The sequence below is a fragment of the Candidatus Nanopelagicales bacterium genome (assembly GCA_018003655.1).
In the GTDB taxonomy this organism is placed as follows: domain Bacteria; phylum Actinomycetota; class Actinomycetes; order S36-B12; family UBA10799; genus JAGNDY01.
The window spans coordinates 1-12,411 of record JAGNDY010000015.1 but is presented as its reverse complement, the minus strand read 5'-3'; the positions used below and the strand labels follow the sequence as shown (position 1 = coordinate 12,411).

General features: G+C 63.6%; 10 protein-coding genes. 8 read left to right on the top strand and 2 right to left on the bottom strand.

The annotated features are described in order from the left end of the window. Window positions 1-103: 103 nt before the first annotated feature. A complete protein-coding gene (gene panB, locus KAZ48_04090; protein MBP7971958.1) occupies window positions 104-955 on the bottom strand; it encodes a 3-methyl-2-oxobutanoate hydroxymethyltransferase in 852 nt (283 codons plus the stop codon). Window positions 956-1,117: 162 nt separating this feature from the next. On the opposite strand from panB, the gene KAZ48_04085 reads away from it, so the two are divergent. From KAZ48_04085 to KAZ48_04075, 3 genes are read left to right on the top strand one after another with little or no spacing between them, the layout of a single operon-like run. Then, a complete protein-coding gene (locus KAZ48_04085; GenBank protein ID MBP7971957.1) occupies window positions 1,118-1,765 on the top strand; it encodes a TetR/AcrR family transcriptional regulator in 648 nt (215 codons plus the stop codon). A gap of 55 nt (window positions 1,766-1,820) precedes the next feature. Beyond that, window positions 1,821-3,116: a phosphodiester glycosidase family protein gene (locus tag KAZ48_04080; protein ID MBP7971956.1), complete on the top strand. Its 1,296-nt coding sequence runs from the start codon at window positions 1,821-1,823 to the stop codon at window positions 3,114-3,116. Between the two features lie 47 nt (window positions 3,117-3,163). Then, window positions 3,164-4,285 carry an alpha/beta fold hydrolase gene (locus KAZ48_04075; protein MBP7971955.1) on the top strand — a complete coding sequence of 374 codons (1,122 nt, stop codon included), beginning with the start codon at window positions 3,164-3,166 and terminating at the stop codon, window positions 4,283-4,285. 62 nt (window positions 4,286-4,347) lie between these two features. Here KAZ48_04075 and KAZ48_04070 read toward each other — a convergent pair whose 3' ends face one another. Beyond that, window positions 4,348-5,991, bottom strand: a complete 1,644-nt coding sequence (locus tag KAZ48_04070; GenBank protein MBP7971954.1) for an NAD+ synthase — start codon at window positions 5,989-5,991, stop codon at window positions 4,348-4,350. A gap of 73 nt (window positions 5,992-6,064) precedes the next feature. On the opposite strand from KAZ48_04070, the gene KAZ48_04065 reads away from it, so the two are divergent. From KAZ48_04065 to KAZ48_04045, 5 genes are all read left to right on the top strand, one after another. Further along, a complete protein-coding gene (locus KAZ48_04065; protein MBP7971953.1) occupies window positions 6,065-7,402 on the top strand; it encodes a glutamine synthetase in 1,338 nt (445 codons plus the stop codon). A 2-nt stretch (window positions 7,403-7,404) separates the two neighbouring features. Beyond that, on the top strand, window positions 7,405-10,461 hold the full coding sequence (locus KAZ48_04060) for a bifunctional [glutamine synthetase] adenylyltransferase/[glutamine synthetase]-adenylyl-L-tyrosine phosphorylase (protein MBP7971952.1): 3,057 nt from the start codon (window positions 7,405-7,407) through the stop codon (window positions 10,459-10,461). A gap of 134 nt (window positions 10,462-10,595) precedes the next feature. Beyond that, window positions 10,596-10,880 (top strand): metal-sensitive transcriptional regulator, encoded by a 285-nt coding sequence (locus KAZ48_04055; GenBank protein MBP7971951.1) that lies wholly within the window; start codon window positions 10,596-10,598, stop codon window positions 10,878-10,880. Window positions 10,881-10,894: 14 nt separating this feature from the next. After that, window positions 10,895-11,251 (top strand): metallopeptidase family protein, encoded by a 357-nt coding sequence (locus tag KAZ48_04050; GenBank protein ID MBP7971950.1) that lies wholly within the window; start codon window positions 10,895-10,897, stop codon window positions 11,249-11,251. Between the two features lie 63 nt (window positions 11,252-11,314). Beyond that, window positions 11,315-12,411 (top strand): ABC-F family ATP-binding cassette domain-containing protein (locus KAZ48_04045; GenBank protein MBP7971949.1); only part of this gene is annotated, 1,097 nt, incomplete at its 3' end.

Sequence of the window (12,411 nt, the reverse complement as noted above, 5' to 3'; positions counted from 1 at the left end):
CTCATCTCGGTTAATCGCCGCTACAAGGCTCATGCGGGCGTGCGATTGACCGATGTCTGACGTGCTCAGGCGACCTTGACTGCTTGCCGGTCCACCCGAGTGGTCAGTGGTACTGGTGCGATTCGTCCGGGTACGCACCTGAGGCGACCTCGTCGGCCCAGGTTGTGACCGCTTGGGTGAGCACTGAGCGCAGGTCGGCGTACTGCTTGACGAATTTCGGTTTGCGACCCGAGCTCAGTCCGGCCATGTCCTGCCAGACAAGAACCTGAGCATCCGTTCCCGCGCCCGCTCCGATCCCGATAGTGGGGATGGCCAGTGAGCGGGTGACGGCTTCGGCCAAGTCGGCGGGTACGACCTCAAGCACAACAGCAAATGCACCCGCGTTCTGCAGTGCCTTGGCGTCCTGGAGCAAGGTATGTCCGGCTTCGCCGCGTCCTTGCACTCGGTACCCGCCCATGGTGTTGACCGATTGTGGGGTCAAGCCCAGGTGCGCCATGACCGGAATTCCGGCGGCGACCAGCGCTTCAACTTGCGGAAGAACCCTGGCTCCGCCCTCGAGCTTCACGGCGTGGGCACCGGCTTCCTTCATGAATCGAGCCGCAGTCTCCATCGCTTGCGCCGGCGAGCTCTGGTACGAGCCGAAAGGCAGATCGGCGACGACCATTGCGCGTCGCGAGCCGCGAACGACCCCGCGGGTGAGCGGGATTAACTCGTCGACCGTGACCGGCAACGTGGAGTCGTACCCATAGACGACGTTTGCGGCGGAGTCTCCAACGAGGAGGACGGGGATCCCCGCATCATCGAAGACGCCAGCGGTCAGTGCGTCGTAACAGGTGATCATCGACCAGTGTTCGCCCCGGGCCTTACCAGCCGCCAAGTCGTTGACCGTGATTCGCCGGACCGGGCCGTCGCCGCCAGCTGATTGCCCGCCATACAGGGCGTGTTCGTTCGACATGAGGATCTCTCCCATCTCGAGGCTGCTTGGTGCAGTCCCCGGATCGCCTCCATACTCGCATGGGGGCCCGCACTATGCATAGAGCAAGCAGCCGACCTCACAAACCTGGCGGTTTCCGACCCGCGGCTAGGTGCCGAGATTGCCAGGGATTATCGTCAGCAAATGGCCCGCACTCGGAGTGAAAAAGTCGACGAGGCCATCGTCGCTTCGAGTTTGGCGGTCATAGCCGATCGGGGTATTGAGGGATTCTCGGTCGAGGAGGTCGCCTCCCGGGCAAGCGTCGGCAAGGCCACCATCTACCGCAGATATACGGACCGCCAGGACCTCATCAATTCAGCGTTGGAAACTCTGAATGACGACCTGCCCGCCATCAACCCGGCGTCGACGGCCGTGGACGCCTTGGTCGACATGTTGGAATGGGTTCGAACCAGCAAGAGCTCGGGCACCGAGCTGCTGCCCCGCATCTACGCGCAAGCACGGTCCAATCCAGCGTTGTTCGACCTCTGCTACGCCCGCGTTGTTGAACCACGCTGGGACAGAGTCCGGCAAGTGATCGGACGGGGTATCGACAGCGGTGAGCTCCGCGCCGACCTCGACGTCGAGATTGCGTGCGCGATCTTGGTCTCACCGGTGCTGATGTTCAATCTGCTGCAAGGTCGAGGAGAGCTAACGGATCGCAAGGACTTTGCAGCTCGGCTCGTTGAGCAGGCCCTTGGTGGCCTGGCTCCGGTCGACTCCAAGGCTCGACGATTGCCGCGGCTGCCGTTGACGAGCCGACGACTTCGCAAGGCGCTGGCGTCAGAGGTGTAGCGTCTTTGGACCCAAATGCGCGGTGTTGATCCACGCATGACTTACGCTTGTCCGTGTGTCTCTAACCCAGGATCAATCCGCCGACCCGAGTGGATCGCCCGCACAGCCGCTGGCTGAGCGCGAGCAAGTCCCCTTGTCTGGCACTAACGGTGGCAAGCCACCCAGGGTCAAGAAGCCACGTTCGCGCCGCCGTCGGATCTTCTACCGCGTCCTGCTCGCCATCTTCGCCTTCTTGCTGGTCGTCGTGAGCTGGGCCTCGTGGTCTCTCTACCGGGCGACCCAAAGCTCCGAAGGCGAGCCGACTGAGGTCATCGCTGCGACGTGGGCACGCGATCACCACCTCGGATTCGTGGTCGCCAAGGCAGAGGACTTTTACTACCGCTATATCGACACTACGCCGGTCGGGGGAGAGCCCACTGAGGCTGCGGCTATCGATGCCGGATCAGACGATGGGGTGGCAAGCGGAACCGCCAGTGACGGAACCTCCACCGAGACCGGTACTACGCCGACGGGTGCCGTGCTTGAGCACCTGCAACCTCCCGCCACCATGAACAGCCCCGCTGGCAAGAATCTGCCGGACGAGGGCGTGTGGCAAGCGACCAAGTCGACCGTCGACGGAACGCCAGCAATCTACGTAGCGCGGGTTCGACCCGACGGGATCCATACGAGTGTCTTCGCGTCCTTGATGTGGATCGACACCAAGTTGGCGAAGTTCGGATTCGTGCCCGGGTACCAAGAACCGGGCGGATCGTCGCCAACCGGCGGAGCAATGCCCAAGTCGTGGGTACCTGACGCGTTGGCCTCGTTCAACGGAGGGTTCCGCCTGCAGGATTCGCAGGGCGGCTACTACAACGCCGGTCAGACCGTCGCGCCCCTGCGGGACGGAGCAGCCTCTGCCGTCATTTACAAAGATGGCCGGATGAAGATCGGCAAATGGAACCGCGACGTGACGATGAGCAAAGACGTTCAAACAGTCCGGCAGAACCTCAACCTCATCGTTGACAAGGGACGCTCGCAGATCAACGGCAGTGGTGGGTCTGAGTGGGGGGCAACAACTGACGGCGCGAGTCTGGCCTGGCGCTCGGCTGTCGGCCAGCGTTCCGACGGCAGTGTCGTGTACATCGGATCGCCGTCGTTGTCTGCGGATGCGCTGGCGAACACATTGGTCGAGGCCGGAGTCCGCCGAGCCATGACGTTGGATATGAACAATTGGTGGGTCGCGGGCTTCTACTACCGAAAGACGCCGAACGGCGACCTGGCGTGCAAGAAGCTCGATCCGGCGATCCAAGAAGGCTGCGATCGCTTCCTCAACAAGTACAAGCGCGACAACTTTGCGGTGCTGGCCAAATAGCACCTGAGCCCGCGACTCGAACAGGTTGCCATGGGTAACGTGTTTGCATGCCCCGGCTATTGAGCGCGACCGTCCTGGTAGCGGCGGCGTCCTGCGTTGCTGCCGGCGTTGTGGTTATGCCAGCGAACGCGGCACCTGCCAGCATCTCGCGAGCAGGTCTCGCGCCAGGCGGCATCGCGCCAGGAAGTATCGCGCCAGCAGGCCTCGCCACGGGCAAACGGCCGGTGACGCACCGTTCGCCCAGAACCGGCCGCGATGACTTCGTCTTCGGCCTCGCCGATCATCGACCCAACATGCGCAGCTTGCGTTCGGACGTAAATCGCCGTTCGCTGGTAAGGGCAAAGGGTCAGACGCAGTGGATCTCCTGCAAGGGTCCGGGCACCGAGACGACGCCGAACCCACCTCCTGGTTCATCGGCTCTCGAACCGTCAGCATCCGGTTCCACCGCACCGACGGTGCCCGCAGATCCACCAAGATCGACTGGGCCTACGGTCGTTTTGGTCGCCGGGTTGGGGGCCAGCCACTTGTATTGGAATCGGGTCAGACCACTGCTTCGGCCCACGACGCGAGTCTGTTGGTATGACCGACCGGGCCTCGGATACAGCCCTGCGCGCGTCGGTCGCCGAGTGACCACAGCCCGCCAGGCGCGAGAGTTGAACGCAGCACTGGCAGCGGCTGGCGAAACGGGCAAGTACGTCCTCGTCGGGCACTCCTACGGTGGTCTGCTGGCCCGATCGTTCGCTAATCAGTACCGCTCGCAAACCGCTGGTTTGGTGCTGGTCGATGCCTCGTACAGCACCCAATGGCGCTACTCCGGCAAGTACTGGTCGGAGGGCGGCGCGACGATCAATATGAAGCACACCGAGCGTGACACCAATGGTCGGCCTCGGATGGGGAACAAGCCCTTGTTTGTCATCGGCGCCGGACGCGGCAACTCTGCTCAGTGGCAACGGATGCAGTCGGTGGCCGCTCGGCTCGGTCGTAACTCGGTCCATGTGACGGCTCGCCGATCAACCCACGTGGTGATGGCGAGCAACCCAAAGATCGTGGCTACCGCCATCACTTCGGTGGTCGCCGCAGCTCCCCAGAAACGAAAGCTCAGGAGCTGCCGCAAGACCCTGGCGTCAGTGTGGGCGCCACTTGGCGGCTTCTGCGGTCGACGTCGCTAGCCGCACAACGAACTGGCGCCGGTTGGCACTTGGTCACCGCACGTTGCGCCTCACCGCGAGCCTTAGCGCTGCGAGTCGATTGGTTCACGCCAACGGTTCGTCACCGGCAAACGCCGGTCGCGGCCGAATGCCAATCGAGTGATCTTGGTACCCGGCGGGTATTGGCGCCGCTTGTATTCGGCCGCGTCGGTCAATCTAACGATCCGCTCGGCCAGTTGTTGGTCGAATCCCAGCCCGACCAAGTCGCGCGTATCGACGCGCCCTTCCACGTACGCCGTCAAGATGGCGTCGAGTTCCTCGTAGTCAGGTAGCGAGTCGGTATCGAGTTGGTCAGGCCGCAGTTCCGCGCTCGGTGGTTTGTCGATGGATCGCGTTGGAATCGGCGGAACCTCACCGAGCGCTTCAGCGCGGTGATTGCGCCATCGGGCAAGCTTCCAGACCAGCGTCTTCGGGACATCCTTGATCGGTCCAAAGCCACCAACCGCATCCCCGTAGATCGTGGTGTACCCGACCGCGAGTTCGCTCTTGTTGCCGGTGGCTAGAACTAGATGCCCCTCGGCATTCGAGATGGCCATCAGCGTCGTTCCGCGGACACGGGCCTGCAGGTTCTCCTCGGCCAAGCCCGACAAGTTGAGCAGCCCCTGATATGCGTCGATCATGCTCGCGATTGGGACGGTCCGGATGTGCAGACCCGTGCGCTCGGCGAGGTCGTAGGCGTCGTCAACGGAGTGCCCGGACGAGTAGACCGACGGCATCGCGGCGCCGTAGACGTTCTCCGCGCCCAGTGCGTCGCATGCGATAGCGGCAACCAACGCCGAGTCGATGCCGCCCGAAAGACCGAGCACCACACTGTTGAGGCCATTCTTGCGAACGTAATCCCGCAGCCCGAGTTCCACTGCTCGATACACCTCTTCGTCGATCCCGATGCTTGGCTCGACGGTTCCCGACTCGAGTCCGCCGGATGCATCAACGTCGACCATCAGGAGTTGCTCGTCGAAGCGCGTTGCATCGGTTGCCACCGATCCGTCTGGCCGGACAGCCATGGAGCCCCCATCGAAGACGAGCTCGTCTTGGCCTCCGACGCAGTTGACGTACAGGACGCCGACCTGGGCCTCGCGGGCCCGCTGGCGGCATAAGTCCAATCGCGTCCCGTGCTTGCCCTGCTCAAACGGCGAGGCATTGATCACGAGGAGGAGTTCGCAGTCCCTCGCAGCGACTTCGGCGGGACTGTCGGCTTGCCAAAGGTCCTCGCAGATGGCGATCGAACAACGGTGCCCCGCAATGTCGATAACGCACGCCTGGTCACCGGCAGCGAACAGCCGTTGTTCGTCGAAGACCCCGTAGTTGGGCAGATGGTGTTTGAGGTAGGTCGCAGTCACGAATCCGTCTTTGATTACGGCGGCGGCATTTCGCGGGTGGCCGTCGACGTGGGCGAGTACGCCGAGCACGACCGTCAGGCCACCATATCCGGACGCCGCAATAGCGCGCGCCAGTTCGGCGCTCTGGCGATGCGTCGCGTTCTGGAATGACGCACGTAGCGCCAGATCCTCGATGGGATAGCCGGTCAACGCCATCTCCGGGAAAAGGACGGCATGCGCGCCGCCTGTTGCCGCCCTGCCGACGGCGTCCAGGATGAGGGCAGCGTTGCCGGCGAGATCACCCACAGTCGGGTTGATCTGCGCGAGCGCGACGCGAATCGGATCCATGCCTGGGAACCCTAGTGGCTCGGTAACCCCGGAAGGTGGGGACCCGAGTTGCGGACATGGCAGGATGCTCGGCATGGATAAGCAGACCGAGTTTGTGCTCCGGACCATCGAGGAGCGCGATATTCGATTCGTTCGTTTGTGGTTCACCGATGTTCTCGGGATGCTCAAGTCGGTGGCGATTGCCCCGGCCGAGCTTGAAGGCGCCTTCAGCGAGGGAATTGGGTTCGACGGATCGGCGATCCAGGGCTTCGCGCGCGTTAGCGAGTCGGACATGCTTGCCCAACCCGATCCGGCGACGTTTCAGGTGCTTCCCTGGCGGGGCGAGACCCTCGGGGTGGCAAGGATGTTCTGCGACATCGCCCTGCCGGACGGAAGCCCCTCCTATGCCGATCCGCGTTGGGTGCTCAAGCGCACGCTCGCCCGCGCCGCGGACATGGGATTCACGTTCTATACCCACCCGGAGATCGAGTTCTTCCTCTTCAAGGAGCTACCAGGCGGGGGACGGCTGCCGGTCCCGGTTGACGATGTGGGCTACTTCGACCACGCACCCCAAGGCGGCGGCCAGGACTTCCGCCGTACCGCCATCACGATGCTGGAAAGCATGGGCATCTCGGTCGAGTTCAGCCACCACGAGGGCGCACCGGGCCAGCAGGAGATCGACCTTCGCTACGCCGATGCGCTGAGCACCGCCGACAACATCATGACGTTCAGATTGGTCGTCAAGGAGGTTGCCCTCGAGCAGGGCTTGTACGCCTCCTTCATGCCGAAGCCCTTCCGCGATCACCCAGGCTCCGGAATGCACACTCACATGAGCCTGTTCGAGGGTGAGCGCAATGCCTTCTATGAGCCCGGCGCGGAGATGCAACTGTCGAAGGTGGGCCGGTCGTTCATCGCCGGTCTGCTCAAGTACGCACCGGAGATCACGGCCGTCACCAACCAATGGGTCAATTCCTACAAACGTCTGGCCGGTGGAGACGAGGCGCCCTCATTCATCTGTTGGGGCCACAACAACCGATCCGCCCTGGTGCGCGTGCCCATGTACAAGCCGCACAAAGGCAACTCGACCCGCATCGAGTACCGCGCGTTGGACTCGGCCTGCAACCCGTACCTGGCGTTGGCGCTGCTGCTCGCCGCTGGCCTCAACGGCATCGAGGAGAACCTCGAACTACCGCCCGGTGCCGAGGACGACGTTTGGTCGTTGTCGGCATCGGAACGCCGCGCCATGGGCCTAGAGCCCTTGCCCACCAGTCTCAATCGGGCCATCCAAGCGATGGAGCGTTCCGAACTTGTGGCTGACACCCTCGGTGAGCACGTCTTCGAGTTCTTCTTGCGGAACAAGCGCGCGGAGTGGGAAGAATACAGCCGCGAGGTCACCGAGTACGAGCGCGAGCGGTACTTGCCGGTGCTGTGACGATGCCGAATCCTGTTGCTCGCGGCCGGCCCTCACGCCGGTCGAGTTCGACAGCGGCCCAACTCATCCGACTCGGCTTCACGGATGTCTCGACCGCACAGGAGTTGCTCACCTCGGCTGATCTGAAGGTCCTCTGTGCTGACGCGCAGTTGGTGGAGGCCCTGGGGGAAGCAGCCGACCCCGACCTGGCGCTGGCGTCCCTCGGTCGGTTGCTGGCAGCAGCCGACGAGTGTGGTGACGGTGCCGAGTTGCGTCAGGCGTTGATTAGGGATTCGGGCCTACGCGAACGGCTGATCGCCGTGCTCGGTGCCAGTGAAGCGTTGGGTCACCATCTGGCCCTGCATCCCGGTCATTGGCACATTCTTGAAACTGGTGAACTCAACGGTGGGCGACCAAGCGCGGACCTGCTCCGGCAGGAGTTGGTCGACCCGGTCAGGGCCGCTGTCGAGGCCGGTGAACCCTGGCTGGCCGGAGCCACCGCGCTGAGGGTGGCATACCGGCAAGCGCTGATTGCGACGGCGGCTCGGGATCTGTCCGGGCATACGTCCTTCGAAGACATCACCGCGGAGCTCGCCGACTTGGCAGATGCCGTACTGGCTGCTGGTCTGGTACTCGCTGAGTCGGAGTTGCCCCAGGACGCGGCACCTTGTCGATTCGCGATCATCGCGCTGGGCAAATGCGGCGGCCGTGAACTGAACTACATCTCCGACGTCGATGTGGTGTTTGTTGCCGAGCCTGGACAGTTGCCGGACGGATCGTTGGCGGATGAGGACGACGCGTTGCGAACGGCGTCAGCGCTGGCTCGCGGTGTGATGCGGGCCGCCAACGAGCCCACTCCCGAGGGCACGATCTGGGAAGTTGATGCGGCGCTGCGACCGGAAGGAAAATCCGGTGCCCTGGTCAGAACCCTCGCGAGTCACGTCGGCTACTACGAACGGTGGGCGCAGACGTGGGAGTTTCAGGCGCTGCTCAAGGCCCGGTTTGCTGCCGGTGATGCCGCACTTGGCGCCGCCTACGTCGACTCGGTCATGCCGTTTGTGTGGTCAGCCGCCAACCGACCCGGTTTCGTTACCGATCTGCAGGCGATGCGTCGTCGGGTGGAAGATCACATTCCGAGCAAGGATGCCGACCGCGAACTCAAACTCGGCAAGGGTGGGCTTCGAGACGTTGAGTTCAGCGTCCAGATGCTGCAGTTGGTGCATGGCCGCTCCGATGTGATGCTGCGCAGCCCCACCACCTTGACCGCGCTTCAGTCCATGGCGACCTGGGGCTATGTCGGCCTGGAAGACACTGCGACGCTGACTGCGGCCTACCGATTCCTGCGCACCTTGGAGCATCGCGTCCAGTTGTTCCGGATGAGGCGCACCCACATAGTGCCCGACGACGAACAGTCGCTACGCCGGATAGGCCGCTCAATGGGAATGCGCGCATCACCAGCGCAGGAGCTCAACGATGAGTGGCAACGGCACCGGCTGGCCGTCCGGCGACTACACGAAAAGTTGTTCTACCGGCCGCTCCTCAATGCCGTTGCGCGGTTGGGCTCCGGCGATGCGAGGCTGACGCGTGAGGCCGCTCGTGAGCGTCTCATGGCACTTGGGTACGCGGACCCGGAAGGAGCCCTGCGGCATCTGGAGGCGCTGACCTCCGGCGTCAGTCGGCGGGCCGCAATCCAACGGACATTGTTGCCGGTGTTGCTCGGTTGGTTTGCCGACGCACCAAATCCGGACGCTGGCCTGCTGGCATTCCGTCGCGTCAGCGATTCCCTGGGTGGTACGCCCTGGTATTTGCGATTGCTCCGCGATGAGTCCGAAACCGCAGAACGGCTGGCGCACATCATGGCGTCGTCTCGATATGCGACGGACCTGTTGTTGAGTGCGCCGGAGGGTGTCGCGCTACTCGGAGACTCCGAGGATCTGCAGGCGCGCGACCGAGTGGAGCTATCCCGCGAGATGACCGCGACCCTCTCGCGACATCAGGTTCCCGAGCACGCAATCGAGGCGGTGCGGGCGATCCGTCGCCGCGAATTGCTCAGAATCTCAGCAGCCGACATCTCCGGTGCCACCGACGTTGAACGAGTGGGGTCGGCGCTGTCCGACGTCACCGATGCGACCCTGGAAGCAGCACTGGCCATCGCGATCCGTGAGGTTGAGCGGTCCCGCGAGCAACCGTTGCCAACGCGCTTTGCCGTCATCGGCCTCGGCCGCCTCGGTGGTCGGGAAGCTGCCTACGCCTCGGACGCCGATGTGTTGTTTGTGCACGACCCGCTGCCTGACGCGGACGAACACGAGGCGACCAAGGCGGCGATCGCGGTCGCAAACGAGATGCGTCGGCTACTGCTGGTGGCGAGTTCGGATGCACCGCTGACCATGGATGCTGATCTACGTCCAGAGGGCCGGTCCGGTGCCCTCGTGCGCACCATTGCCTCCTACACCGCCTACTACGCGCGCTGGTCCTCACCGTGGGAGGCCCAAGCGCTTCTTCGTGCGCGGCCAATCGCGGGTGATCCAGGCGTTTGCGCCGCGTTCCTGGAGTTGGTTGATCCGCTGCGCTGGCCGCAGGACGGAATCGCCGAATCAGACCTGCGCGAGGTCCGCCGACTCAAGGCGCGGATGGAATCAGAGCGCCTACCCAAGGGTGTCGATCCGGCAACGCACGTGAAGCTCGGTCGTGGGGGACTGTCCGACGTGGAGTGGGTGGTCCAGTTGATGCAGATGCGTTTTGCGGGATCGCAGAGTGACGACAGCGACCCCAGCCACACTCTGCGAGTCACTGGCACGCTGCCCGCGCTGCGGGCGGCTGCGGCGCAGGGCTACCTGTCGGCCCAGGACGCCGAGGAGTTGGAGTCGGCCTGGAAGCGGGCAACGCGCGTTCGCAATGCGGTGTTCCTTGTGACTGGTCGGCCCAGCGATCAAATCCCCACCGACGTTTCGACTCGTGCGGGCGTCGCGTACCTACTGGGGTTACCGCATTCCGATGTTGGCCGGTTGTCGGAGGAATATCTTCGGGGAGCACGCCACGCCCGAACGATCGTTGAGCGACTCTTCTACGGCTGGGAGTAACGCCAGCCGTAGAACTGCGGTCAGCCAGTCGGAGGCCGGTCGAGCGTAGCGACTGGTGAAAATACCCCTGGGGGTATACCCTTGCCTAGCGTCGAGGAATGAACCCGGCTAGTGGAGACTTATGGAGGTGCCGCATGGAACCGGAAAAGCAAGGAGCAGCAATGCAGCTTGACGAGGAGGCCACGGCCACGGCGATCAATCGCCTCCGCCGAGCCGAGGGGCAGATCGCCGGCATCGTTCGCATGCTGGAGTCCGGCCGTGAGTGCAAAGACATTGTGACTCAGCTCGCCGCCGCATCGCGGGCTCTGGACAAGGCCGGTTTTGCCATCGTCGCCAGTGGTCTGCGCCAATGCCTGACCGAACCAGACAGCGATTTCGATCAGAAGGAACTCGAGAAGCTCTTCCTGTCTCTCGCCTGAGGCGCCCGCATCCCATGGCTATCGACATCTCTCGGGCGCACTTTGAGGTGCTCGTTGATCGCGCGGTCGCTTCAATCCCAACCGATCTTGCCAAGCACATCTCCAATGTTGCCGTTCTCGTCGAAGACGAGTCCCCAACCGGCGGACCAACTCTGCTCGGTTTGTACCAGGGAATACCGCTGACAGTTCGGGGATCGACGAGCTACGCCGGGGTCATGCCCGATCGCATCACCATCTACCAGGGCCCCATCACGCGGCGCTGCAATAACCTCGACGACGTCATTGAGCAGGTCCGCATCACTGTCGTGCACGAACTGGCCCATCACTTTGGCATCGACGACGACCGCCTCGACGAGCTCGGCTACGGGTGATTCGCCGCGGGTGTCTGTGCGCACCGTCGGGCCTCACTCGCGCGCTCTGACACACTCATGAGCGTGGCCCGTCGCAACCTCATCAACCTTGAGAAAGTCAGCAAGTCCTTCGGGCGCGAACCGATCCTGGATTCGGTGTCACTAGGGGTGGCCGAAGCCGATCGCATCGGCGTGGTTGGGCGCAATGGCGGCGGCAAGTCGACGTTGCTTCGCGTGATGTCGGCCTTGGAGCCGCCCGATTCCGGTCGCGTGACGCGTGCCAACGACATCGCCGTCGGCGTGCTGGCCCAAGCCGCCGATATCGACCCTGAATCGACGGTAAGAAGTTACGTCGTCGGTGACCGACAAACCCACGAGTGGTCGTCGCAGGCGCACACCAGGGACGTGCTGACTGCGTTGTTGGGTGGCTACTCCGAGGAGGTCATGGGCCGCCACCTCGGACCGCTGTCCGGGGGCGAGCGCCGGCGGGTCGAGCTTGCCCGGTTGCTCCTGGCCGACCTGGATCTACTGATCCTCGACGAGCCGACGAACCATCTGGATGTGGAGGCCATCGCCTGGTTGGCCCGGTACATCCGCTCGCGCCGTGAACTCGCCCTGATCGTCGTGACCCACGATCGGTGGTTTCTCGATGAGGTCAGTGATCGAACGTGGGAGGTAGTTGGTGGCTGCGTCGAGGAGTATGACGGCGGGTACTCGGCTTACGTGTTGGCTAAAGCCGAGCGGACCCGGCAGGAGAACGCCGAGCAAGCCAGGCGAAATAACCTGATCCGCAAGGAGTTGGCGTGGCTTCGACGCGGTGCGCCAGCACGGACGACCAAGCCCAAGTTCCGGGTCGACGCCGCGAACGAGCTCATCAGCGCCGAACCACCACCCCGGGATTCCGTTGAGTTGCTCAGTTTTGCCGGTGCTCGGCTCGGCAAGACAGTGCTGGAATTGACGCAAGTGTCGGTCCAGCTCGGAGAGCGGGAGTTGCTCGACGAGGTGACGTGGAACATCGGGCCCGGTGACCGCATCGGAATCGTCGGTGCCAATGGAACGGGCAAGACCACATTGCTGCGGGTACTGCTTGGGCAATTGCCGCCCAGTGGTGGACAGTTGAAGACCGGGGTGACGGTCAAGCCGGCCTACCTCTCCCAGCACGTAGCCGAACTCAATCCCGC

Bases quoted from the DNA above. Each gene is read 5' to 3' on its own strand.
- panB (MBP7971958.1), bottom strand. From the start codon at position 955: ATGTCGAACGAACACGCCCTGTATGGCGGGCAATCAGCTGGCGGCGAC.
- KAZ48_04085 (MBP7971957.1), top strand. From the start codon at position 1,118: ATGGCCCGCACTCGGAGTGAAAAAGTCGACGAGGCCATCGTCGCTTCG.
- KAZ48_04075 (MBP7971955.1), top strand. From the start codon at position 3,164: ATGCCCCGGCTATTGAGCGCGACCGTCCTGGTAGCGGCGGCGTCCTGC.
- KAZ48_04070 (MBP7971954.1), bottom strand. From the start codon at position 5,991: ATGGATCCGATTCGCGTCGCGCTCGCGCAGATCAACCCGACTGTGGGT.
- KAZ48_04065 (MBP7971953.1), top strand. From the start codon at position 6,065: ATGGATAAGCAGACCGAGTTTGTGCTCCGGACCATCGAGGAGCGCGAT.
- KAZ48_04060 (MBP7971952.1), top strand. From the start codon at position 7,405: ATGCCGAATCCTGTTGCTCGCGGCCGGCCCTCACGCCGGTCGAGTTCG.
- KAZ48_04055 (MBP7971951.1), top strand. From the start codon at position 10,596: ATGGAACCGGAAAAGCAAGGAGCAGCAATGCAGCTTGACGAGGAGGCC.
- KAZ48_04050 (MBP7971950.1), top strand. From the start codon at position 10,895: ATGGCTATCGACATCTCTCGGGCGCACTTTGAGGTGCTCGTTGATCGC.